At 53.8% G+C, this 22450-nt stretch carries 21 protein-coding genes; 12 read left to right on the top strand and 9 right to left on the bottom strand.

Annotated features, from left to right (window positions below; all coding sequences use genetic code 11):
* Positions 1-9 precede the first annotated feature (9 nt).
* Both ACIGCM_RS00870 and ACIGCM_RS00865 read left to right on the top strand, forming a co-directional pair.
* On the top strand, positions 10-426 hold the full coding sequence (locus ACIGCM_RS00870) for an organic hydroperoxide resistance protein (RefSeq protein ID WP_397500165.1): 417 nt from the start codon (positions 10-12) through the stop codon (positions 424-426).
* A gap of 408 nt (positions 427-834) precedes the next feature.
* On the top strand, positions 835-1947 hold the full coding sequence (locus ACIGCM_RS00865; protein WP_397500164.1) for an FAD-dependent monooxygenase: 1113 nt from the start codon (positions 835-837) through the stop codon (positions 1945-1947).
* A 24-nt stretch (positions 1948-1971) separates the two neighbouring features.
* Here the strand turns inward: ACIGCM_RS00865 and ACIGCM_RS00860 are convergent, their stop codons facing one another.
* The 3 genes from ACIGCM_RS00860 to ACIGCM_RS00850 are packed head-to-tail and all read right to left on the bottom strand — an operon-like array spanning position 1972 to position 5873.
* The gene (locus tag ACIGCM_RS00860) at positions 1972-2634 is read right to left on the bottom strand and encodes a response regulator transcription factor (RefSeq protein ID WP_397500163.1); all 663 of its coding nucleotides are present in this window, start codon (positions 2632-2634) and stop codon (positions 1972-1974) included.
* A 30-nt stretch (positions 2635-2664) separates the two neighbouring features.
* Positions 2665-3036 carry a response regulator gene (locus ACIGCM_RS00855; RefSeq protein ID WP_397500162.1) on the bottom strand — a complete coding sequence of 124 codons (372 nt, stop codon included), beginning with the start codon at positions 3034-3036 and terminating at the stop codon, positions 2665-2667.
* Positions 3036-5873, bottom strand: a complete 2838-nt coding sequence (locus tag ACIGCM_RS00850) for a PAS domain-containing protein (RefSeq protein ID WP_397500161.1) — start codon at positions 5871-5873, stop codon at positions 3036-3038. Before ACIGCM_RS00850 ends, ACIGCM_RS00855 begins: the two co-directional genes overlap by 1 nt.
* A 694-nt stretch (positions 5874-6567) precedes the next feature.
* On the opposite strand from ACIGCM_RS00850, the gene ACIGCM_RS00845 reads away from it, so the two are divergent.
* The 6 genes from ACIGCM_RS00845 to ACIGCM_RS00820 all read left to right on the top strand — a co-directional run bounded on the left by ACIGCM_RS00845 (position 6568) and on the right by ACIGCM_RS00820 (position 12193).
* A complete protein-coding gene (locus ACIGCM_RS00845; RefSeq protein WP_397500160.1) occupies positions 6568-7911 on the top strand; it encodes an epoxide hydrolase family protein in 1344 nt (447 codons plus the stop codon).
* Positions 7912-7968: 57 nt separating this feature from the next.
* A complete protein-coding gene (locus ACIGCM_RS00840; protein ID WP_397500159.1) occupies positions 7969-9036 on the top strand; it encodes an alpha/beta fold hydrolase in 1068 nt (355 codons plus the stop codon).
* A gap of 14 nt (positions 9037-9050) precedes the next feature.
* Positions 9051-9560, top strand: a complete 510-nt coding sequence (locus ACIGCM_RS00835; RefSeq protein ID WP_397500158.1) for a cytochrome P460 family protein — start codon at positions 9051-9053, stop codon at positions 9558-9560.
* Positions 9561-9583: 23 nt separating this feature from the next.
* Positions 9584-10360 carry an alpha/beta fold hydrolase gene (locus tag ACIGCM_RS00830; RefSeq protein WP_397500157.1) on the top strand — a complete coding sequence of 259 codons (777 nt, stop codon included), beginning with the start codon at positions 9584-9586 and terminating at the stop codon, positions 10358-10360.
* Between the two features lie 58 nt (positions 10361-10418).
* A complete protein-coding gene (locus tag ACIGCM_RS00825; RefSeq protein WP_397500156.1) occupies positions 10419-11183 on the top strand; it encodes a 3-oxoacyl-ACP reductase family protein in 765 nt (254 codons plus the stop codon).
* 260 nt (positions 11184-11443) lie between these two features.
* Positions 11444-12193, top strand: a complete 750-nt coding sequence (locus tag ACIGCM_RS00820) for a creatininase family protein (RefSeq protein WP_397500155.1) — start codon at positions 11444-11446, stop codon at positions 12191-12193.
* A gap of 168 nt (positions 12194-12361) precedes the next feature.
* Here the strand turns inward: ACIGCM_RS00820 and ACIGCM_RS00815 are convergent, their stop codons facing one another.
* The 3 genes from ACIGCM_RS00815 to ACIGCM_RS00805 form a co-directional block, all read right to left on the bottom strand.
* Positions 12362-13579: a cytochrome c biogenesis protein DipZ gene (locus ACIGCM_RS00815; protein ID WP_397500154.1), complete on the bottom strand. Its 1218-nt coding sequence runs from the start codon at positions 13577-13579 to the stop codon at positions 12362-12364.
* 73 nt (positions 13580-13652) lie between these two features.
* The gene (locus ACIGCM_RS00810; RefSeq protein WP_397500153.1) at positions 13653-13907 is read right to left on the bottom strand and encodes a hypothetical protein; all 255 of its coding nucleotides are present in this window, start codon (positions 13905-13907) and stop codon (positions 13653-13655) included.
* Between the two features lie 39 nt (positions 13908-13946).
* Complete coding sequence (locus ACIGCM_RS00805; protein WP_397500152.1) at positions 13947-14210, bottom strand: DUF2790 domain-containing protein; 264 nt, start codon at positions 14208-14210, stop codon at positions 13947-13949.
* A 305-nt stretch (positions 14211-14515) separates the two neighbouring features.
* On the opposite strand from ACIGCM_RS00805, the gene ACIGCM_RS00800 reads away from it, so the two are divergent.
* Both ACIGCM_RS00800 and ACIGCM_RS00795 read left to right on the top strand, forming a co-directional pair.
* Positions 14516-15256, top strand: a complete 741-nt coding sequence (locus ACIGCM_RS00800) for a response regulator (protein ID WP_397500151.1) — start codon at positions 14516-14518, stop codon at positions 15254-15256.
* Positions 15253-16563, top strand: coding sequence for an ATP-binding protein (locus tag ACIGCM_RS00795; protein ID WP_397500150.1), 1311 nt, complete (start codon positions 15253-15255; stop codon positions 16561-16563). Before ACIGCM_RS00800 ends, ACIGCM_RS00795 begins: the two co-directional genes overlap by 4 nt.
* Before the next feature lie 92 nt (positions 16564-16655).
* Here ACIGCM_RS00795 and ACIGCM_RS00790 read toward each other — a convergent pair whose 3' ends face one another.
* From ACIGCM_RS00790 to ACIGCM_RS00780, 3 genes are all read right to left on the bottom strand, one after another.
* Positions 16656-17624: a quinone oxidoreductase family protein gene (locus ACIGCM_RS00790; protein ID WP_397500149.1), complete on the bottom strand. Its 969-nt coding sequence runs from the start codon at positions 17622-17624 to the stop codon at positions 16656-16658.
* A 49-nt stretch (positions 17625-17673) separates the two neighbouring features.
* Complete coding sequence (locus ACIGCM_RS00785; RefSeq protein WP_397500148.1) at positions 17674-18240, bottom strand: TetR/AcrR family transcriptional regulator; 567 nt, start codon at positions 18238-18240, stop codon at positions 17674-17676.
* Between the two features lie 155 nt (positions 18241-18395).
* The gene (locus ACIGCM_RS00780; RefSeq protein ID WP_397500147.1) at positions 18396-19316 is read right to left on the bottom strand and encodes a LysR family transcriptional regulator; all 921 of its coding nucleotides are present in this window, start codon (positions 19314-19316) and stop codon (positions 18396-18398) included.
* A 103-nt stretch (positions 19317-19419) separates the two neighbouring features.
* Here ACIGCM_RS00780 and ACIGCM_RS00775 point away from each other — a divergent pair, with 103 nt between their 5' ends.
* Together ACIGCM_RS00775 and ACIGCM_RS00770 are read left to right on the top strand one after the other, a co-directional pair.
* Positions 19420-20838: an aldehyde dehydrogenase family protein gene (locus tag ACIGCM_RS00775; RefSeq protein WP_397500146.1), complete on the top strand. Its 1419-nt coding sequence runs from the start codon at positions 19420-19422 to the stop codon at positions 20836-20838.
* 563 nt (positions 20839-21401) lie between these two features.
* Entirely contained in the window at positions 21402-22367 is a 966-nt protein-coding gene (locus ACIGCM_RS00770; protein WP_397500145.1) for a 2-hydroxyacid dehydrogenase, read from the top strand.
* Positions 22368-22450: the final 83 nt, after the last annotated feature.

Below are 22450 nucleotides of genomic sequence, written 5' to 3'. Positions count from 1 at the left end.
AGCTTGAAAATGACCGCAAAAAGTACGCTGTATACAGCCAAGGTTCACACCGAAGGTGCTCGTGACGGAGGCACATCCCGCAGTGATGATGGCCGTCTTGATATCCAGCATTCACTACCGGGTAGTAGCGGTGGTGGAACCAATCCGGAGCAGCTCTTTGCTGCCGGTTGGTCGGCATGCTTTGACGGTGCTTTAGGCCTTGCTGCACGTAAATTCAAAATCACACTGCCGGCTGAAGTTGCTATTGATGCAGAGGTTGATCTCTGTGCGCAAGAGGGTGCTTATTTCTTGCAAGCCCGATTGAACATCAGCCTACCTGGTATCGAGCGCGAACTGGCCCAGCGCTTAATAGAGACTGCGCACTCAACCTGTCCATACTCGAAAGCCGTTAGTGGCAATATCGACGTTGTACTCAATCTGGTTTGACGGCTGAGCAGATGAACCCTCCAGTGCTCACATGGCTGCCTGACCTCAATCAGCAGGTAGCCTTGTGTATGTCCCTCGGCGGTGAGTTCAGGCTACCTATCCATACAAGCATCGACTCTGGAGAAATATTGCGGATACAAACGCCGTGCAATATGGAGTCTGGATGCATTTCTTCACGATTATAAATGGCTAACCAGTCGTTGCTGATTCTAGCATTTCAAGAAAGGTCCATTTCCAATGAGCACTCGCGAGCAGGGTTAATCCTCGCAGGCTTAAGTGTTTGTGCTGTAAACGCTAGGTGAAAGCGGTGTGCGTGAAAGGGACAGGTTGGTGTTTGCAGGATAAACCACGCGTTACCACAGCTTCGCGTTGCAGGACGTTACTGATTTAACGCTGAAGGTTATTTACATGAAGATATTGGTAGTGGGTGGGGGCATCGCCGGCTTCGCCGTGGCCCGAGCCCTTGAACTCAAGGGGTTTGCCCCCGATTTGGTTGAGCGCCGACTGGAAGATGCTCCCGGTGGCATGGGGTTGTATATGCCAGGAAACGTTGCCCGAGCCCTCGCTCAACTTGGCGTGCTGGAGGCGGTGCGCGATATGGCAGCCCCTATTTTGACCCAAAGCATACTTGACCATCGCGGCCAACCATTGAGTGTGACTCAGACTCAAGCGCTGTGGGGCGATTGTGGACCCTGTCTTTCTCTACCACGCAATGCGCTCCAGGCTATTCTTCGTGGCTCATTGCGACACACTCATGCGCGTTTTGGGGTCTCGGTAACGAAAATTCGTCAGGCAACCCAGAGCTGCGAAGTAGCGTTTTCTGACGACACGACAGCCACCTATGATCTGGTCATCGGTGCTGACGGAGTCGACTCGACAGTTCGCAGCTTGATATTCCCAGGTGCAGTGCCTACAAGTGTAGGCACTGTTTGCTGGCGCTTTATCACGCCAAATACCACAGGGATTAACGGCTGGACTGCCATGCTGGGCCAGGGGCGTACATTGCTGGCGATACCTGTGAGCGCTGAGCACGTCTACGTCTATGCCGACCTAACGCTCGTCGACGGTGAGGCAAAAGAGGACATCAAAACAACACCGCTCGAAGGCTTGTTCAATGATTTTGCCGCGCCGGTATTCTCGCTAATTGCCAACGTGCCAAAAGACACGCCGGTGCATTTTGGCAGCATTGAACAGGTGGTTATGGATGCTTGGTATCTAGACCGTGTGGTACTGATCGGTGATGCCGCACATGCCTCGTCACCCAGCATGGCTGAAGGTGCCGGAATGGCAATTGAGGACGCGCTGGTGCTGGCTGAATGTATAAAAACAAGCGAACGAGTTGATGCCGCACTGCACGCTTATGTTGCCAGGCGTAGACCCAGGGTGGATTGGGTCCAAAAGCAATGTGTAGCACGCGACAAGATGCGTGCGCTGTCACCCCTTGTACGTAACGCCATTCTCCGATTACTTGGCAACAGGCTCTACACACGCAGTTATACGCCGCTGCTGGCGCCACTGTGAATCCACAAGAACCCTGGGTTGGATTCAGTTCAGCTCCACACTGAGTTGCTCTGCCATTCTTACCAGGTCAGCCAGTGAGCGGGCTTTCATCTTGCGCATGGCTTTACCCCGGTGGGCTTTGACTGTGATCTCGCTGATGTCGAGGTCTGCCGCGATGACCTTGTTCATGAGGCCGGCAACGACCATTGCCATTACTTCTTGCTCACGAGGGGTAAGGCTGGCGTATTTGTCTCGCACTGAGCGAAGGCATTCCTCCCGTTCCAGCGCCACACGACTACTTTCATGCGCATCAGCGATGGCTTTGAGCAATACCGTATCGTCGAACGGCTTGGTCAGGAACTCAACCGCACCCGCTTTCATCGCCCGCACCGAACGGGGTATGTCTCCGTAGCCAGTAATAAAAATGATCGGCATCCCCGGCCGATCATTGGCGATTGAGGTTTGCAGATCCAGGCCATTAAGGCCCGGCAGATTGATATCCAGCACCAGGCAACTTGGCACGCGTGGGCGAGGTTGGCTAAGAAAGTCTTGAGCTGACTCAAATAGGATCGGTTGGCACTCGGCAAAGTTAATCAACAGCTCCAGTGACTCGCGCACAGAAACGTCGTCGTCCACGACGAAGACAATTGGTCGCTTATTGTCCAGGGCTGTGTCGTGCTTAAGATCAAACCTATTATTCGCATTCAAGTGTCACCTCCTGTTTGATGTGCTCAACACTTAATTGACCGGTAGCGCAGCACTCAGCGCCTTGAGCAACTGTGCCTCGCTAAAGGGTTTCAGCAGACAATCCACGGCGCCTCGGTTTATCCATCGCGCTCGATCTGCTGCAGCATCATGTGCGGTGATGAAAATGATGGGGATGCTATAGCCGCGCTGTTTGAGTTCACTTTGCAACTCGGGCCCCGACATGCCGGGCATGGATATATCCAGAATCAGGCAACGCGTTTGGTCGATGTATGTCGAAGCCAAAAAGTCCTGGGCTGAACTGAAGGCTTGAACCGCGAAACCAAATTCTTTGAGTAAGTCGGGCAGTGACTCACGGACAGACTCGTCGTCGTCCACTACCGAGACCAATAACGGCATTTTCATCACAAATCCTCCTTGGCGTGATTAGAGTTAGCATCCTGGCTTAAGGGCTTGTTGTCGTTTTGTGCTGTTGCGTTGTCATCAACCTGTTGCGCAATAGAAAAACGCAGTGTCGCTCCCGGTCCCTCGTTGACAGTCGCCCACAGCCGTCCCTCATGTTGTTCGATGATGGAGCGGCTGATGGCAAGCCCAATCCCCATGCCTGTGCTTTTTGTGGTGTAGAACGCATTGAAAATACGTTCTGCGTCCTCTGATTCGAAACCACTGCCATTGTCCTGTACCGCTAAGTGGACGCTTCGGTCCGCCGCTGCTGTGGTACTGACAAGTAGGTGCCGTGGGCGGCTGTTGATCGTGTTCAGTGCTTCAATGGCATTCATGATCAGGTTAAGGATAACTTGTTGCAGTTGCACACGATCCCCTTTGACCTGCGGCAGCGGCTCGGCAAACTGGGTTTGCAGCATCACGCCATTGCGTTTCAATTCACCGGCGAGCATTGCAACGACCTCTCGCGCCGCCGCACTGATATTGACGCTTTCGAATCTGATGTTTTGATTGGAGAATAATGCGCGCAAGCGCTTGATAACATCGGAGGCACGGTTGCCATCGCGGATTGTGCGGCGCGCGGTTTCCAGAGCGCCCACCACGTTCGGCGGCTCCGCACTCAGCATGCGCAGGCAGGTACTGGCATTGGTGATAATGCCCGCAAGGGGTTGATTGACCTCGTGGGCAATCGAAGCCGTTACCGTACCCAGGCTCGCCACTCGGGCAAGGTGCGCCAGTTCTGAGCGGATCTTTCCCAAGGCTTCCTCAGAAAGTCTGCGGCTGGTGATGTCTTGCAATGCCGCGATGTATTCAAGCCCACCTTCCTCATCCCGAATGGCGTGCGCGACCAAATGCAGATACTTCACGGTGCCATTGGGCAGCAGCAGTCGATGCTCATGCTCAAAATCATGGCCATCACTGCGCTGGCGCTTGACCATCGCTTTAAGCAGAGCGATATCGTCCGGGTGGGTACGGTTGTAAATCAAATCGAAGCTGGGCGTCACACTTGGGTGCAGATCGAATATGCGGTATAGCTCTTCGGACCAAGTGATGGTGTCACTGCTGACTTGCCAGGAAAAAGTGCCTGTGGAACTCAAACGCTGGCCCTTCGCCAGAAATGCTTCGCTCTGCTTCAGTGCCGCATCGGCCCGGGTGCGGTTGATTACGATACTGGCAAGGTAGTTAAGTTGCGCGATTAGATTTTGCTCTTCCACGGACGGCTGTTTTGGCTCGCGATATAGCACCGAGAGAACCCCCATTACTTTGTTTCCGATGGAGGTGATTGGGCTCGACCAGTTAGCCTGCAGCCCTTCGCGTAATGCTGCAGTACGCCATGCTGGCCAGCCTGTCTCTTTGTTCAGGTCGCTGATTATCATCGGCCTATTACAAAGGGTTGCCATAGCGATCGGGCACGTTTGCGCGTCCATAATCCTACCGTCGGCCCGTGGCATCAGGCTCTCTGGCATGTTTGGACCTACGCTCGTTTGCAGCCGGAGTGCCGCTGCTTGCGAAATAGAGGGTTGCTTGAGATCAATCAACACAATGCTGCACAAACTACCCTCGAGCATTGTTTCAACCAACTCGCACAGGGCCCCCAGAACAGTCGGCAAAGATGAACCTTCAGCCATCATCCCGAACAGCTGTTTTTCGCCAGCAAGTAGCATTTGCGCACGTTTACGATCGTCGATATCAGTGTTTTCGCCGTACCAGCGCACCAGTGTTCCATTCTCGTCAAATTGTGGCATCGCTCTGATCATGAACCAGCGGTACGTTCCGTCGACGCGTTTGATTCGTGCCTCGAACTCGCCTGGCTGGCCTGATGCTATAAGTGCCTGCCAGTAGGTGCCCAGTGCGCCAGCATCATCAGGGTGGAGGGATGCTGTCCAGCCAATGCCACGTGCATCTTCAGGGGATATTCCGGTGTAATCACACCAGCGCTGATTGATGAAAATGACATTGCCGTCCGACGCTGTGCTCCAGAGAAAGCCAGGCACAGCATTGATGATCTTGCTCAAGTTGTCCTCTGAAGCGCTGACATCAGCCAAGGCTTCGTCGATCAATCTCTTATCGCGTTTTCGCTCATCGATATTGACCTGTAATACACACCAACGAGTGATTTGTCCTTTGACATCTCGAATGGGCAAGCCGCGAACATGAAACCATTGGTAAACACCGTCGGCACGACGAATCCGATGTTCGATGTCGTAAGGTTCGCCCGTCTGTATCGAGTGCGTCCAGGCGGAGATGACCGCTGGTAGGTCATCGCAATGAACGGTGTCGGATGCGGCCCAGTGCCTAAGTTCCTCAAACGTTGAGCCGAGGTAGTCTTCGATCTGACGGTTGACCAACTCCAGCTCGCCGTCTGGCTTCATAAAAGCAACCATCGAGGGAATGCTGTCGATGATAGAGCTGGCATCAACGGGCTGGTCGGCTCTGTTGGCACTTCGATAATCTTCGATATCGGTCCCGATGCAGCACCACCTGCTCACGCTGCCGTGGCTATCATCCAAACGACTGACCTGCAGGACGAAGCAACGATAAGCCCCATCGAACCGCCGAAGTCGAGCCTGCATACGCGCTGACTCGCTGGTTCTTACAATAACCTGCCAGTTCTCAAGCAACTGGTTGAGGTCGTCGGGGTGTACGCAAGATTGCCAGCCAGAACCCAAGGCCTCGTGGCGGCTTATGCCGGTATAGTTACACCAGCCTGAACCTACAAAATCGACGCCGCCATCGGCTCGTGCGGTGAATGCCACACCCGGCAACGCATCAAGGATGCGATCGAGTTCATTGGACATATCGGTTCTCATTTTTTCTGCAGGCGTCTCTCTATGAGAATGCGCCTTATCGTCGATGTTCGCCCATCATACTTTGGTGTCGCTTAGAGTAAATAAAGACCATAGCCGCTATGCCATGGGGCAATGACTGGCACAACCATGACCGTATCGACAGGGCAGGGCAAAATGTCTTGCCCTAGCAGTTTTTGGCCAAGTTCTGAACCACAAAGTGGGCGCTGGTCGAATCAGCCATGTGCTAAATCACGGCAAGCCTGGCGTGTGATTCCAAGGTCGGCCAGTACAGCGATTGCCTGTTTAAAGCGCAGCGAAAACAGCCCACTAAATGCGCTGAACGGGGCGGCACCATCAGCGGTTCTGTAAGCCACTGTATCTAGCCCTTTGCGAGCTACATAGGCACTCACTCAGCGCAGTTGCTGACACACCTCAGATACAGGCCTTGATCAGTATCACTTTAGCTATTTCAGCTGCAGTTGAGCGGCTCAACAGGTCGCACTAATGCGTAAGCAGCGGCTTAGGCCGGCTGTAATACCTAAGTATCGACCAACACCATCGTGTAATCGTCAGTAAAAAAACAGGGTGGTTTGATCGTCAGGGTGTCGCCAGATGTTTGCCCTAAACATTCATCGTGACTGTGAGTGATCCGCTCGGCATCGGCGCTTGAGCAGGCCAGCAATTATTATCAAGGAGATACATCATGCTTGCAGTTTTGTCCGCCCCTCAGTGGCACCGTTGGCTGGCATCTACCGCCAGAGTCAGCGCAATAAGTTGCGTATTGCTTGGTGTCAGCGAGGGGGCATGGGCCGCAACCAATGTCACTGGCTCAGATGCAATCCGGCCTTATCACGTTCACGTTGATGAAGCGCAACTGACTGACCTGCGTAAACGAATCGCGGCGACTCGCTGGCCCGACAAAGAAACAGTCAATGATACCTCTCAAGGCGTGCAGTTGGCCTCGGTACAGGCGTTGGTGCACTACTGGGGAACTGATTATGACTGGCGTAAGGCAGAGGCCAAACTGAACGCCCTGCCTGAGTTTGTCACCAGTATCGACGGTGTCGATATCCAGTTCATTCATGTCCGCTCGCGTAACCCCAATGCAATGCCGTTGATCCTCACTCATGGCTGGCCCGGTTCGCAATTCGAGTTTCTTAAAACCATCGGTCCTCTGACCGATCCGACTGCATACGGCGGGCGTGTGGAGGATTCCTTTGATGTCGTGATTCCATCGATTCCTGGGCACGGCTTCTCCGGTAAACCTACTGAACTGGGTTGGAATCCTGACCGCGTTGCTAAGGCGTGGGACGTGCTGATGAAACGTCTTGGTTACAGCCATTATGTCTCACAGGGCGGTGACCATGGTTCGGTGATTTCCGATGCCCTTGGCCGTCTGGCACCCAAAGGCCTGCTGGGAATCCACCTGAATATGCCAGCGACTGTACCGCCAGAATTGGTCGATTCGATCAATAGCGGAAAACCTGCACCGTCTGGGCTGACTGCATCGGAACACGCGGCATTTGACTCATTGAGCACCTTCTTTGGTCGTAACGCTGCCTACGGCGCAATGATGGTGACCCGCCCACAGACCATCGGTTACTTACTGGCCGATTCTCCTGCTGGTACTGCAGCCTGGATGTACGAGAAGTTTGCCGCTTGGACTGACAGTGACGGTAAACCAGAACGTGTATTGACCCGCGATGAAATGCTCGATGACATCAGCCTGTACTGGTTAACCAACACGGGTGCATCGTCTTCCCGGTTCTATTGGGAAAACAACAACAATAACTTCAGCGCCGCCGCACAGCGGACCTCGGACATCAAGATTCCGGTGGCAATCACGGTGTTCCCGCACGAGATTTATCGCGCGCCGAAGAGCTGGGCAGAACGTGCCTACCCATCGCTTTCCTACTTCAGCGAAGCCAGCAAAGGGGGCCACTTTGCCGCCTGGGAACAGCCGCAGCTGTTCTCTGAAGAGTTGCGCAAGGCATTCCAGCCGTTGCGCGCATCAACCAACACCCTAAGCGCCAAAACTGACCCGTAGGCCGTCCGAGACGCACCTCACTAACAACTCGTTAATTGTTTACATCGGAGAATTGCCATGAACATGACATTGATGAATCCGCTGACCAAACCACGTCGTCGCCTGCTCGCACCCTCGCTCCTTGCTGTCGCCCTGATGCAGTTCGGCGCTTTGGGATTGGTCGGAAGCCAAGCTGTCGCCGCCACTCCTGAAACCACAGTCGGGCCGATCACCCCAGGCAGTCACACCTCGCTCGGTGAGCTGAAACATATTAAAGCAGGCCTGCTGGATGTTTCTTACGCTGAAGTGGGGCCTGCCGATGGCCCGGTGGTGATTCTGCTGCACGGCTGGCCCTACGACATTCACAGCTACGCCGATGTAGCACCGGCTCTGGCTGAGAAGGGCTACCGGGTACTGATCCCTGCTGCCCGTGGTTACGGTGACACCCACTTCTTGTCTGCCAAGACGTTGCGTAATGGTCAGCCCGCCGCGTTGGCCACTGATGTAATTGATTTTATGGATGCCCTGAAAGTAAAGAAGGCCGTGCTTGGTGGTTATGACTGGGGTGCGCGCACGGCAGATATCGTCGCGGCATTGTGGCCCGAGCGGGTCAAGGCACTGGTAGCTGTCAGTGGTTATCTGATCGGGGGGCAGGAAGCAGGTAAAGCGCCATTGCCACCTGCAGCCGAGTTGCAGTGGTGGTATCAGTTTTACTTTGCGACACCGCGCGGCGAGTTGGGTTACCAGAAAAACACCCATGACTTCGCCAAGCTGATCTGGAAGTTGGCCTCGCCACAGTGGAAATTCGACGATGCCACCTTTGACCGTAGCGCTGCTTCACTAGACAACCCAGATCATGTCGCCATCACGATTTTCAATTATCGCTGGCGCCAAGGGCTGATCAAAGGCGAAGCCAAATACGATGAAATTGAGAAAAAGCTGGCTGCTGGTCCCGCTATTCATGTGCCGACCATCACCATGGAAGGCGAGGCCAATGGAGCGCCTCATCCACCCGCCGAAGCCTATGCCAAACGCTACACCGGTAAATACGAGTATCGCCTGATTGGTGGCGGTGTGGGTCACAACCTGCCGCAAGAAGCCCCACAGGCCTTCGCTCAAGCGGTGGTTGATGCCGATCACCTTTGAGGGAGGCGCCAACCATGAAACTCATGCAACTGGCGATTTCGCTATCTGGTGCTGCAGCGGTTGCGCTCAGCCTCAGCGGGCTCGCCGAGGCTGAGTCCGTTAGCAGTGAGGCGTCACCCATCTATGGTGTGACGCTACCTGACGGCTATCGGCAATGGCCCCTTATCGCGCCTGCTCAGGAAGCTGCGCCGCTCAATGAATTGCGCGCAGTGCTCGGCAATGAGGTTGCAATCAAGGCCTACGCCGTTAAAACCCTGCCGTTTCCAGACGGTACCGTCTTGGTCAAGCTGGCCTGGAAACACACCCAGTCTCCCGAGTTCGAGCCCGCCTCGATTCCGGGGGCTGCCACCACCGTGCAGGTCATGGTCAAGGACGCAAAGAAGTACGCGTCTACCGGGGGCTGGGGGTTTGGCCGTTTCATCAATGGTAAGCCCGCTGATGAGGCCCAGCACAAAACCTGCTTCGCCTGCCATCAGGCACTGGTGAAAGATCACGACTTCGTATTCACCCGTTACGCGCCGTAATTCCCTTACTGAAGGAGTCTCACATGAAAAGAATATCTGCTGCTTTTGCTCTTGCTGCCAGTCTGGCCATGACGACTAGTGTGTTTGCCCAGACTGACAAGCCCACCGTAGTGCTGGTACATGGTGCATTCGCTGACTCATCCAGCTGGAACGGGGTGGTGAAAATACTCGAAAAAGACGGTTATCCCGTCATTGCTGCGGCCAACCCTTTGCGCAGTGTTAAAAGTGACGGTGCGTCTGTATCTGCGTTGCTGACGAGTATCAAAACGCCAGTGGTTTTGGTTGGGCATTCTTACGGGGGCAACGTCATCACCGAAGCGGCCAATGACCACGCTAATGTGAAAGCGTTGGTCTATGTCAGCGCATTTGCCCCAGACACAGGTGAAACTGCAGCTGAGCTGGCCGGTAAATTTCCGGGAAGCACCCTTGGGCCAACGCTGGCCGAACCTGTTGCGCTAGCAGAGGGTGGCAAGGATTTATATATCCAGCAAAGCAAGTTCCGTGATCAATTCGCTGCTGATGTTCCCGCTGCACAGGCGGCACTCATGGCGGCGGAGCAACGGCCGGTTACCGATGCCGCACTTAACGAGAAATCCGGTGTAGCCGCCTGGAAGCATATTCCGTCTTGGTTCATTTATGGCGATAAGGACAAGAACATCCCTGCGCAAACCATGATGTTTATGGCCAAGCGAGCCAATGCCAAAGGTGAGGTTGAGGTTAAGGGGGCTTCCCATGTGGTGATGGTTTCAAACCCGGGACCGGTCGCTCGCCTGATTGAAAAAGCAGCTGAGTCGAAGTGATCTGCAGCGCCCTGCGAAAGGGTGCTGTTGGCCAATCAACCGATCGAGGACTAAGCAAATGTCTAGCCCAGCACAGCGTTTCACCGGAAAAATTGCACTCGTAACGGGAGGCTCACGTGGAATCGGTGCCGCGATTGTCTTTCGCTTAGCCAAGGAAGGCGCTGCAGTTGTATTCACCTACTCATCATCTAAGTCCAAAGCCGACTCGCTTGTTAGCCGCATTCAATCTGAAGGTGGAAAGGCGCTGGCAATCAAGGCCGACAGTCGCCATGCCGGGGAAATCGAGCACGCCGTTGCCATAACCGTAGAGCAATTTGGCGGCTTGAATATTCTGGTCAACAGCGCCGGGATTCTTGGGCTGGGATCGGTCGATGACTATAGCGTCGAGCAGCTCGACAACATGTACGTGATAAACGTGCGGGCTGCCTATGTTGCAGCCCAAGCATGCTCGAAAGTCATGAATCGCGGCGACCGGATCATCATGATCGGCAGTGTTGCGGGTGCGCGCACAGGCTTCCCTGGTTCCAGTGCTTACTCAATGAGCAAATCTGCACTCGTCGGTCTAGTCCGGGGGCTTGCTCTGGATTTTGCCCCGCGTGGTATTACCGTCAACAACATTCAGCCTGGGCCAACTGCAACTGACATGAATCCGCCAGATGCGCCTTATCTGGAGCACGTAATCGCTTTGGTGCCTTTAGGGCGCTTGGGCACGGCGGATGAGATCGCCGGTATGGCCGCTTACCTTGCAAGTGACGATGCTTCGTTTGTGACGGGAGCGAGCCTGACTGTTGACGGTGGGTATCTGGACCTGAAACCTGTTTGACGATGATGCTCCAGCCCAGCGGTGCTCATTGGAGAGGGAGGCGCAAGGCAGCGTCTTGTTTTACCACACGGGTTTTCCCCGCAGGTCCCGTGGTTATGGAGTTTTTCGGCTCAAAACCTTAACCGGAGGTACGCGCCCTGGCATTTTGCTGTTAGGCATTACGAACGTAGATGCGTCCCGACAACAGCATAGGTGTTAAGGCGTCTTGAACTTCCAATCATCGGTGTTCCCCTTGGAACCCTTTTAAAGAGAGAACTCAAATGCTTTTATATAAATCAACTTGGCTGGAAATTGAAGCCTTTCTACAACGTAGCCGTACTGTCGTCATTCCGATTGGGTCTAATGAACAACACGGCCCTACAGGCCTTTTAGGCACTGACTGGATGTGCCCTGAAATCATCGCGTGTGAGGCGCACAACGCCGGGGATATTCTAATTGCGCCGACGTTCAACATTGGCATGGCCCAGCACCATCTTGGGTTCCCCGGAACCATCTCTCTGCGGCCCTCAACGTTTATTGCGGCCATCCAGGACTGGGTGCGTTCATTGGCCGCCCACGGGTTTGAGAAAATCTTTTTTCTCAATGGCCACGGTGGCAACGTTGCTTCAATTGAAGCGGCCTTCTCTGAAATCTACGCTGAAGCCAGTTTTGCTCGACGTAAAGCCGGTTTTGCTTTGAAGTTATGCAACTGGTGGGACCTCGAAGGGATAGCCGAATTGGCAAATGAACAGTTTCCTGTGGGCCATGGCATTCATGCGACGCCATCCGAAATTGCAGTGACTCAATGGGCTTATCCTGATTCAATTAAATCCGCTGATTTCTCGCCGCAGATTGCTAATTGGGGCCCCATTCGCGAAGCGCTCGATTTTCGCGCGCGTCATCCAGATGGGCGTATGGGCTCGGATCCATCTCTTGCGAGCCCGGAAAAGGGTGGGCAACTTGTGATGATGGCTGCACGCAGCCTCGTGCACGCAGTCAACGCTTTCAGCGAAGAGCCTACACCGGGCTGAAATAGCCGCCGCGTGCACCCCATAAAAACGCCCGGATAATCGGGCGTTTTTATTGGTCTTTAAGAGGCGTCGGAGTAGGGAAGAGGGCAAACACAACGGTGACTCGAAGCAAGCGACTGCGCCAAAGGCAAACGCCCGATGCAATGCAACGGGCGCGTTACATCAGCTCTAGGCTGCTTGAGATGAGGATTTAGCCTCCTTGAGCAACTGCTGAATTATTTCTTCCTGGGTGTCGTAACTGCCTTCGCCAAAATGGGTGTAACGCACCTGCCCCTTGGCATCGATTAGGTAGTGGGCCGGCCAGTATTGATTGTCGAAGTTGCGCCAAATCGCATAGTCATTGTCGATGGCTACCGGGTAGGTTATGCCGTATTCCTTAACCTTGGCTTTGACGTTGTCGATGATACGTTCGAAGCCGTATTCCGGGGTGTGTACACCGATCACAACCAGCCCATCCTTGCTGTATTTTTGCGCCCACTCCTTCACGTAGGGCAAGGTGTGCCGGCAGTTGATACAGTCGAAGGTCCAGAAATCCACCAACACCACTTTGCCTTTCAAATCCTCGTTGCTCAGTGGCGGGGAATTGAGCCACTGCACGGCTCCCTTTATCGACGGCATGGGGCCTTTGGGTTGGTCACTTAGGTTACCTGCTTTGACCTTGCTCACCAGGTAATCAACAATTTTAGGCACCGTTTGCAGCACGCTGTTTTCGACTTTGCCAACGCCTTCTGATGATGTGTTTGCCAGCACGATGTTATCGGCGCCAGTCGCTATCACGGCAGCCCCGGCCAGCACCGTGACGCCTACACCTTTGCGCAGCCAGCCAGTTACCGGTATCGAGGGTTTCAAGCGATTAACTAAGCCGCGCCCGGCGAAAATCAGCATGCCCAGGGAGAAGGCACTGCCTAAACCGTAAGCCAGTAACAGTAAGCTGGTACCTGCATTCGCCCCTTGCAGCATGGCGCTGGTGAGGATCACTCCAAGAATGGGGCCGGCACAAGGTGCCCAAAGCAGGCCCGTGGCGACCCCGAGCATGATTGATGGCAGCGGCCCAGACAGTTTCCGAGTGTCAGGGTCGAGGCGGTTGCCAAGTAAAACGAACGGTCGCGCTAGCCACTCACCAGCCCGAGCAGAAATTAGCGACAGCGCGAACAAGGCCATCACAATCAGCGCGACATAGCGCCCGGTATTGTTAGCTTGTACCACCCAGGTGCTGCTGACTACGGCCAAACTGGAGATCAAGGCAAATGTCAGGGCCATACCCACAAGGCTTAACAGGATCGATGAGCGCGTTCGGTCTGCCCCGGCAAACAGGAAGGGCACGACCGGTAAAATACATGGGCTGAGGACGGTCAAAATGCCGCCCAGAAAAGCGATGAGTAACATAGGGTCACCAAGAAATTGAGCGAATTTTGAGCCGCCCCCAGCTTTGCCTGAATGCTAAAGCCGGGGGGCGATATCAGACTGTTTTGCTTTCTCGAAGATGCTCTTGTGGTGTGCGGCTGTAGCCATTCTCGGCAACCATCCTGCCTTGAGGTGTAAGGCTTGAACCGTCCTCTGCAAGGACGTTATTGCCAACATCCTTGGCCAGTGGTGTCAGTTGAAAGCAAGTGCTACTGCCACAGGCAGTAGCCTTGGCTTCAGCCTGCGCATGACTGGCTACGCCAGCGAAAGAGAAGGCAACAGCAGTCAAATAGCGGGTCAGGTTGTTCATGGGGCTGTCCTGTTTAGCTGAAAGGATTAAGCGCAACACTCAGTTATCGGATGTGCAGTTTTCGGAAATTTTGCGATAGTCCAGGACGTGCGTTTTGTGCTGTGAGTCCAGATAAGTCATCTGGGCATTGACCACACCACATTCCGGCGCACTGTCCTCGGTCAGCGACAGCACCTTGCTAACGTCCAACTGGGTGGAGTAGGTATAAGTTTGCGGAGCGCTTTTGGCCTCAGCGTGTGCAGACAAGGTGCAGATGTTCAGCGCGGCAAACAGGCTGGCAGCGAAAATTACTTTACGGTTCATGGCGGTTCCTCAGGGTTTAGTTAGGTCAATCGTTGATTGGCTCGGGCCGCTTGAGTTGGCCTCGATGGAACCTATTTAAAACCCACGAGATATCTCGTCTGTGTCAGGAATCAGCCTGGATAAATCGCTACGTATCTGTGCTGGCTGTAGATACACAGCGATACAACACTGCGCAAAAAGGCGAGTTTTGCCTTTCTGTGTATCCCCCGTACGGCCAGATACACTGCAATACAAAGGGATAAAGCCGAGTTCGGCAAAGGCCCGATAGACTGTGCGACATCCCCCACCTTTCAGAGGCAAGTGCAATGGAACACGTCGATCACATCCTTATCGTTGACGATGACCGCGAGATCCGTGAACTGGTGGGTAACTACCTGAAGAAAAACGGCCTGCGTACCACCGTCGTTGCGGAGGGGCGGCAAATGAGGGCGTTTCTGGAAACCACAAAAGTGGACTTGATCGTGCTCGACATAATGATGCCTGGGGATGATGGTTTGATGCTCTGCCGCGAGTTGCGCGCTGGGAAGCACAAAGCCACGCCGGTGCTGATGCTCACTGCACGCAATGATGAAACAGACCGCATTCTTGGATTGGAAATGGGGGCCGATGATTACCTGGTCAAGCCGTTCGCCGCCCGTGAACTCCTTGCTCGGATCAATGCTGTATTGCGCCGCACGCGCATGCTGCCGCCGAACTTGATCGTCACTGAAAGTGGTCGTTTGTTGGCCTTTGGCCGCTGGCGCTTGGATACTTCAGCCCGTCACCTGCTCGACGAAGACGGCACCATGGTTGCACTGAGCGGCGCGGAATATCGATTGCTGCGGGTCTTTCTTGACCATCCACAACGGGTTCTGAGTCGTGATCAACTGCTGAACCTGACTCAGGGACGAGATGCGGACCTGTTTGATCGCTCAATCGATTTACTTGTCAGTCGCCTGCGTCAGCGCTTGTTGGACGATGCCCGCGAGCCGGGCTATATCAAGACCGTGCGCAGTGAGGGTTATGTATTTTCCCTGCCGGTGGAAATCCTCGGTGACCAGGTATGACATTCGCCATGCGCTGGCCGCGCACCCTCGCTTCACGGTTATCCTTGATCTTCCTCGTCGGCCTGATACTGGGCCATGCGCTGTCATTCGGTGCGCAGTACTACGAGCGTTATGAATCGGCCAAGGGCACCATGCTCGGCAACCTCGAAACTGACGTTTCAACCTCCATCGCTATTCTTGATCGGTTACCCGCTGCAGAACGTGCCAGCTGGCTGAGGCAACTTGAACGGCCTCACTATAAGTATCAGCTCGATGAAGGCTCACCCGGCACCCCCATCGAAATGGGCCTGCCTGACACTCCTATCGCCATTGCTTCGATCAAGGACGCCATCGGTCATGACTATCCAATGACCTTCACTGACATTCCCGGGCCGATAAAGCACTTTCAGGTGCATTTGAACCTGGCGGATGGCAGCCCCCTGACAATTGATGTACGGCCATCGATGGCGCCGTTGTCAGCTTGGCTGCCTGCTGTGCTGATTGGCCAACTGATGCTGATGTTGATCTGCACCTTGCTGGCGGTTCGTGTTGCCATTCGCCCGCTTACGCGACTTTCTGATGCCGTCGGGACCCTGGACCCCAACACCCATCCGGTGCAATTAGATGAAAAAGGTCCGACGGAAGTCGCCCATGCCGCCAAGGCCTTTAATGCGATGCAAGCGCGTATCGCTGCCTACCTCAAAGAGCGCATGCAGTTGCTGGCTGCTATCTCCCATGACCTGCAAACTCCCATCACGCGGATGAAATTGCGTGCCGAGTTTATGAATGACTCCAACGAAAAAGAAAAACTCTGCAGTGATCTGGGAGAAATGGAACATCTGGTGCGCGAGGGTGTGGCCTATGCTCGAAGCATTCATGGGGCCACTGAGGAAAGTCGGCGAATCAACCTGGATTCCTTCCTCGACAGTCTGGTGTTCGACTACCAAGACATGGGCAAAAGCGTTCAACTCAGCGGCAAATGCTCTGCGGTTATAGACACGCGTCCTCATGCGCTACGCCGGGTATTGGTCAATCTGACTGATAACGCTTTGAAGTTTGCCAGTGCGGCTGAGTTGTGGGTGGGGAAGAGCGCCGATGGCAGTTTGTCATTAAAAATTATGGACCGTGGCCCAGGCATTGCCGATGCTGAGCTGGAGCGAGTCATGCAGCCTTTCTACCGCGTTGAGAACTCGCGCAACCGTAGCACCGGGGGGACTGGATTAGGCCTGGCGATTGCTCAGCAATTGGCCATGGCCATTGGTGGCCGCTTGATACTGAGCAATCGCGAGGAGGGTGGGCTCTGTGCAGAGCTCAGGCTGCCAGCCTGACACTTCCCACCATGCCTTGGCTTTATAAGACCTGAGTTAAGTCGGTGAGCAGCGGACTGCAGTGCCCACCTGCCTTCTTTGAGTGGCGATGATCAAGGGATCAACAGCAATTTTCCTGTGGTTCTTCTGCTTTCCATCGCTAGATGCGCTTTTGCGGCGTCTGCCAACGGATACTGTGTAGCTACTTTTATATTGAGTTGGCCCGCAACAATCATGTCGAAGAGCTTGGCCGAGCGGGAGCGCAGTAACTGCGCGGTAAGCACATGGTGCATAAAGACCGCGTAACCAATCTTGATACTTCTGGGTAGGCTCATAATGTCGATGGGTTCAGGCCCACCAAGGACTGGACCGTACCAGCAAAAGGTCCCCGATATGCGCAGTGAGTCGAGTGAGCCCTGAAAGGTCTTTGGGCCAGAGCCGTCATAGACGACATCTACGCCTTTACCTCCAGAGAGACGAATAACCTCTTCGGCAAAATTGCCCTCTGTGTCGACAATGACATGATCGGCCCCCGCTTGTTGCGCAGCAGCGACTTTATCTGCAGAAGAGACCCGTCCTATGACACGTCCTCCTCTTAGCTTGATCATTTGCGTGAGCAGTAAGCCTAGTCCCCCTGCGGCCGCATGGATCAGCGCAATGTCGTCTGGTTGCACAGGGTAGAAGTCGGATGTGAAATGACTGGCTGTCAGTCCTTGCATCATCACTGATGCGGCCGTCAGGTCATCGATTTCATCCGGTATCGGTACAAGTGCAGAGGTCGGAATAACAATTCTCTGCGCATAGCTGCCGGGTGCATAAACCCAAGCAACACGCTGCCCCGGAGATAAACCTTGAACACCTTCTCCGATAGCCAATACTCGACCAGCACCTTCAACGCCGAGGGTCTTAGGATTGGCAACCTCCTGCCAAGCGCTACCTTGCCTGACACCGATATCCATAAAGTTGACTCCGGCAGCGCTAACCTCTATCAACGCTTCGCCTGCGCCCGGGGTTTGCTCAGGGAGGTCTAGATATTTTATGACTTCGCAACCACCTGCTTGGGTCATGACAATGGCTTTCATTTTTTAATCCTGTTATTGAATGATCGTTCCAGAACTGGTTAAAAAAAGGCTACCGAAGTGCCTTTAGGGATAGGTGCGCCAGTGCCGACAGTTCTTCCTGGCTTGCACCGCCTCGTGCTGCAATCCTGATTGCTGCAACATTTGCGAGCAGAAAAGAGACTGCTGTTTCCGGGTCAAGGTCGACTGCGAGATCCTGCGCGACTATAGCCTTGCCGATGTTGCTCAATAAGGCGGTGCGAAGGGTTTGGCCTGCGGATTCTCGAATACTGACCAACTCTTCATGGTCGCCGCTAAACTCGCTGATCGAACTTATTCCGAGGCATGGGCGGTGTGCCTCCAGTACCACGCGTTCGAGCATTTGCTCAATACCGATAATCGCCTCCGGGCTCCCTCGCAGCATGGCGAGGTGCGCCGCGGTTTCTGTGGTGCTGTATCTCTTCAGTGCCGCGCAATACAACTGCCATTTGCCGCCGAAGGTGTCGTAAAGGCTTTGCTTTCCGATCTTCATTGCGGCCGTCAGCATCTGCGCAGAGGTACCCGCAAAGCCATGCTCGCGAAATACCTCGACTGCAGCGTCGAGGGCGACATCAATCTCAAATTCTTTTGGTCTGGCCATGTGCAGGATAATATTTATACTGGAACGATCGGTCAATAACTGTATTCAGATTTTTCCAACGCTTCAGAGTCCAATAGCGTAAAGGTTAAAAAGTACCTTACTTGTTGGGCCGGCCTTGAGTGGGAGTGTCCACGGCTGAAAAATAGGGCCGTGATTTATTCAAGACCCCTCACAGATTGGTTGATATCACCGACTTCATGAATCACGTCTATAAGTGCTCGCAATCCGGCTGGCAGGTGTCGATGGCCTGAATAGTAAAGGGACAGCCCAGGTGCAGGGATTGACCATTGTTCTAATACCTTGACCAATTCCCCGCTGGCCAATCCATCTCTGACATACCACTCAGGGAGTTGTGCCAAGCCCAGTCCTTGCTTCACCGATTCCAGCATCATCAACGGGGCATCGAGAACCAATGGACCCTTCACATCAATCTTCAGTTGTTTTCCGTTGCGCATAAACTCCCAGGGCGATGCAATGCCACTGGGCAGTCGCGCACATATACAGGGGTGTAGCGTAAGATCTTCAATGCTGCCGGGCGCTGGATGTGTATTGAGGTAATCGGCCGAAGCAACCACTACTATCGGGATTTCTTCGCTGATCGGGACACGGATCATGTCCTGCGGGACACCCGAACTCACTCGCAAGCCAGCATCGAAGCCCTCGGCAACAATGTCCACCATCCGGCCGTCGGTCGCAATGTCAACTACCATCCTGGGATAGCGTCGAAGGAACTCCAGCAAGATAGGCTGGAAAATCATCAGTGCGGCTCCCAGCGAACTATTGATACGCAGAGTGCCGGCTGGCATTGCGTTGTGTTCCAGGATAGAGGTCATCGCATCTTGAATATTGAGGACCGAAGGCGCGATGCGGGCTGTGAATTTTTGCCCAGCCTCGGTCAGCGAGACGCTACGGGTGGTGCGATGGAACAGTCGCACACCGAGCCTGGCTTCCAGTTTGGCTACAGCATTGCTGACAGCCGTTGTTGACATGTCCAACTCCACTGCCGCGGCACGAAAACCGCTGCGTCTGGCAACCGCCAGAACGACCTCAAGTTCAGTCAGGCCGCTTTTATACATAGTCCTGATTTCCGAAATAAATTATCCATGTTTAAGCATATTATCAAAACAGTATTGACGCCTTAAATTGTGGCTATCCATCCACATTACTGAGGTACTCAGGATGCGTAACATTAATCAGGCTTATATCGACGGCCGCTTTGTTACCGTGCAGGGGCATGAAACTGTAGAGCGGGTTAACCCGGCGACAGAAGCGGTGGTTGGTACTGTTACGTTGGCCAATCGTGAGGATGCAATAGATGCCATTGCCGCCGCGAAGCGTGCGCAAGTGATTATGGCTCGAACCACCAAGGTAGAGCGAGTTGCTATGCTCAAACGCCTTCAGGCGGCTGTCTTGGCCAGTACCGAGCAATTACGTGACAGCGCTATTGAAGAGTATGGAGCACCTTTAGCACGAGCCCAATGGGTCAGCCAGTATGCCTCGCAGTGTTTCGCCAATGCCGCCCAAACCCTGGCTGACTATGAATTGGAGCGCTCCATCGGTGAGGCCAGAGTACGCATGGAGCCCGTCGGTGTCGCGGGCTTGATCGCGCCATGGAACAGCGCTGCCGGCACAATTTGCAGCAAGCTTGCCTCAGCTATCGCAGCGGGTTGCGCCTCGGTCATTAAGCCAAGTGAGTTGAGCGCGCTTCAAGCACAAGTGCTCGCTCAGGCCCTCGATCGAGCGAACCTGCCGCGCGGAGTTTTTAATATCGTGCTTGGACGAGGCCACGATGTGGGTGATGAAATCAGTACGAGTCCACATATCGCCAAGATTTCATTCACGGGTTCAACGCAAACCGGCAAGCTCATTGCTCATGCGGGTATCGATACGATGAAGCGAGTGAGCCTGTCACTCACAGGTAAGTCGGCCTCAATCGTGCTCGATGACGCAGATTTTGGTGTCGCGTTGCCCCTGGCATTGAATGCCGCGTTCATGAACAACGGCCAGGCATGCGTTGCTGGCACGCGCCTATTGGTGCCTCGCTCACGATTAAGGGAAGTGGTTGAACAGGTGAAGGCTTTTGTTGACGGGATAGTCGTCGGCAATCCCCATAATCCAGCCACCGTTATCGGTCCATTAGCCAGCGAGGCTCAATACGAGCGTATACAACACTTCATCCGGCGCGGGCAGGAGCAGGGTGCCTCTATCATTGTCGGGGGAGAGGGCAAGCCTGCCGGCCTGGAGAAAGGCTATTTTGTGCAGCCCACGGTATTTGCCAATGTCAGTCAAGATATGGACATCGCACGCGAAGAAATTTTTGGGCCGGTCCTATCAATCCTGACATATGACAATGAAGCACAGGCCATAGAACTTGCAAACGCCACGGTTTACGGATTGCAGGCGTACCTGTTTTCACGCTCGCAAGAGCGTGCCCAGCGTGTGGCCTCTGAGTTGGAAGCAGGCACAGTGCTGATCAACAGAATCATTCCTGATCTTCTCGCCCCGTTCGGAGGCGTCAAACAGTCCGGCCTTGGCAGAGAGTTTGGAGTCTTTGGCTTGGAGTCTTTCCTTGAAGCGAAGACTGTCGCCTCAAACTAATGCGATGGATACAGCCTAAGGCTGTTTTTGAAAAACCACTGCGCTTTTCAGAGGTTCCCTAAGTAACCTCTGAAAAAGGTAGCGAGCGACGGGAGGACAAGGCAAAAAAGTGTGAAAAAGCGCAGTTTAGGTGTTCTAAATGAGCATTTTGAGCAATTTTTTAACGCAGTAATACCTAGCGCAGTAGTTTTTCAGAGGTTCCCTAAAAGTTTTTGGCTCTCGGCCCCGTATTGGGCAGTGTTAATAACTTCACGTGCAGGCAATAAGACGGTTGAATGTACAGGTGTAACGCTTCGGGATCTTCTGAAAAAGGTAGCGCCTAGAAACAGGCAGTGGATACACTAAATTACAAGGCGAAAGCATTTTGAAATATCATCGATACATTAGGGTGATTTGCTAGTGCGACCTTAACTGAATGTCAGAATTGTCACGAAGTAAGCAAGTGCTTGGCCTTTTTACTAGCAGGTTGCTGGCACGCGAGTACATACCTTTGCTCGTCAGGTATATGTGCCTGAAGGCCAGCCATTATCTTGATCACGGTTAGTGTGCGGCAGGAGTAGGTCATGCGCATTGTTTTATGTGGTAATACATTTGTGGATACAGCGGATGCCTTGCGTAAAGCACTTCCCCTTGATGCTGATGACGAAGTCATAGTTTGGCCTGGGGATAATTTAGATACGCTGCCGGCTGAGATCGATGTTCTTATTCCAAAGATGTTTCGCATTGATGAACATTTAATGGCCGCTAGTAAGTGTCAGTTAGTTCAACAATGGGGCGTCGGTTTGGAAGGCGTCGACATTGATGCCGCAGAAAAACTGGGTGTATCTGTGGCCTATGTACCCGCCTCGGGTGGGAATGCTGACTCTGTTGCGGAACATGCAGTTCTGATGATATTGGCATTGCTTCGTCAATTAGCCAGTGCTCAGCATAATACACGCACGGGTGTGCTCGGAGCCCCGTCAGGGCGAATGCTTGCAGGTCGTACAGTGTGCCTGTTCGGGTTGGGGGCAATTGCGTTACCGATAGCAACAAGGCTTCACGCATTTGGGGTGAAATTAATTGGCCTATCTCGCGAGGCGGATGCCGATAAAGTTGCAAAATACCAACTGCATAAATTGTTCACACTGGATCAAAAAGAACAGTGCTTGCGGCAGACTGACATTCTAGTCCTGTGCGCCCGGCTTACTGATGAAACCCGGGATTTTATCGGCGCTAAAGAAATAGCCTGTCTGCCCAATCAGGCATTGTTGATCAATGTGGCACGAGGAGGGCTGGTAAATGAGCAGGCGATTGTGGAAGGGTTACGTACAGGGCGATTGGGTGGCGCGGGCCTGGATGTGTACTGGCAAGAACCCCTAGACACAGCGCATCCTTTGCTGCAGATGGATAACGTCATTGCTACGCCACACATCGCAGGCATCACCACTGACTCGTTAGCCGAAATAGCCCAAGGCGTTGCCGAAAACATCAACCGCTTAAGGGCAGGAATGCCGTTGTTGAATACGGTGACTCAGCCGCGCAACCATTGAATATCGCACCTTCAATGCAACATGCAGCAAGGTGATTAATCATTTATCTGTTTGAGCCAGGCATTCCATGTAACAGGAATAAG

Origin of the sequence: Pseudomonas sp. NPDC078700 (assembly GCF_044542375.1) — a bacterium.
Classification (GTDB): Bacteria; Pseudomonadota; Gammaproteobacteria; order Pseudomonadales; family Pseudomonadaceae; genus Aquipseudomonas.
This window is presented reverse-complemented; position numbering and strand designations above follow the sequence as displayed.

Coding starts and splice junctions, on each gene's coding strand:
- ACIGCM_RS00780 (WP_397500147.1), bottom strand. CDS start 19,316: ATGTATAAAAGCGGCCTGACTGAACTTGAGGTCGTTCTGGCGGTTGCC.
- ACIGCM_RS00790 (WP_397500149.1), bottom strand. CDS start 17,624: ATGAAAGCCATTGTCATGACCCAAGCAGGTGGTTGCGAAGTCATAAAA.
- ACIGCM_RS00785 (WP_397500148.1), bottom strand. CDS start 18,240: ATGGCCAGACCAAAAGAATTTGAGATTGATGTCGCCCTCGACGCTGCA.
- ACIGCM_RS00810 (WP_397500153.1), bottom strand. CDS start 13,907: ATGAACAACCTGACCCGCTATTTGACTGCTGTTGCCTTCTCTTTCGCT.
- ACIGCM_RS00795 (WP_397500150.1), top strand. CDS start 15,253: ATGACATTCGCCATGCGCTGGCCGCGCACCCTCGCTTCACGGTTATCC.
- ACIGCM_RS00850 (WP_397500161.1), bottom strand. CDS start 5,873: ATGTCCAATGAACTCGATCGCATCCTTGATGCGTTGCCGGGTGTGGCA.
- ACIGCM_RS00800 (WP_397500151.1), top strand. CDS start 14,516: ATGGAACACGTCGATCACATCCTTATCGTTGACGATGACCGCGAGATC.
- ACIGCM_RS00770 (WP_397500145.1), top strand. CDS start 21,402: ATGCGCATTGTTTTATGTGGTAATACATTTGTGGATACAGCGGATGCC.
- ACIGCM_RS00830 (WP_397500157.1), top strand. CDS start 9,584: ATGAAAAGAATATCTGCTGCTTTTGCTCTTGCTGCCAGTCTGGCCATG.
- ACIGCM_RS00855 (WP_397500162.1), bottom strand. CDS start 3,036: ATGAAAATGCCGTTATTGGTCTCGGTAGTGGACGACGACGAGTCTGTC.
- ACIGCM_RS00835 (WP_397500158.1), top strand. CDS start 9,051: ATGAAACTCATGCAACTGGCGATTTCGCTATCTGGTGCTGCAGCGGTT.
- ACIGCM_RS00845 (WP_397500160.1), top strand. CDS start 6,568: ATGCTTGCAGTTTTGTCCGCCCCTCAGTGGCACCGTTGGCTGGCATCT.
- ACIGCM_RS00775 (WP_397500146.1), top strand. CDS start 19,420: ATGCGTAACATTAATCAGGCTTATATCGACGGCCGCTTTGTTACCGTG.
- ACIGCM_RS00825 (WP_397500156.1), top strand. CDS start 10,419: ATGTCTAGCCCAGCACAGCGTTTCACCGGAAAAATTGCACTCGTAACG.
- ACIGCM_RS00870 (WP_397500165.1), top strand. CDS start 10: ATGACCGCAAAAAGTACGCTGTATACAGCCAAGGTTCACACCGAAGGT.
- ACIGCM_RS00820 (WP_397500155.1), top strand. CDS start 11,444: ATGCTTTTATATAAATCAACTTGGCTGGAAATTGAAGCCTTTCTACAA.
- ACIGCM_RS00815 (WP_397500154.1), bottom strand. CDS start 13,579: ATGTTACTCATCGCTTTTCTGGGCGGCATTTTGACCGTCCTCAGCCCA.
- ACIGCM_RS00805 (WP_397500152.1), bottom strand. CDS start 14,210: ATGAACCGTAAAGTAATTTTCGCTGCCAGCCTGTTTGCCGCGCTGAAC.
- ACIGCM_RS00840 (WP_397500159.1), top strand. CDS start 7,969: ATGAACATGACATTGATGAATCCGCTGACCAAACCACGTCGTCGCCTG.
- ACIGCM_RS00865 (WP_397500164.1), top strand. CDS start 835: ATGAAGATATTGGTAGTGGGTGGGGGCATCGCCGGCTTCGCCGTGGCC.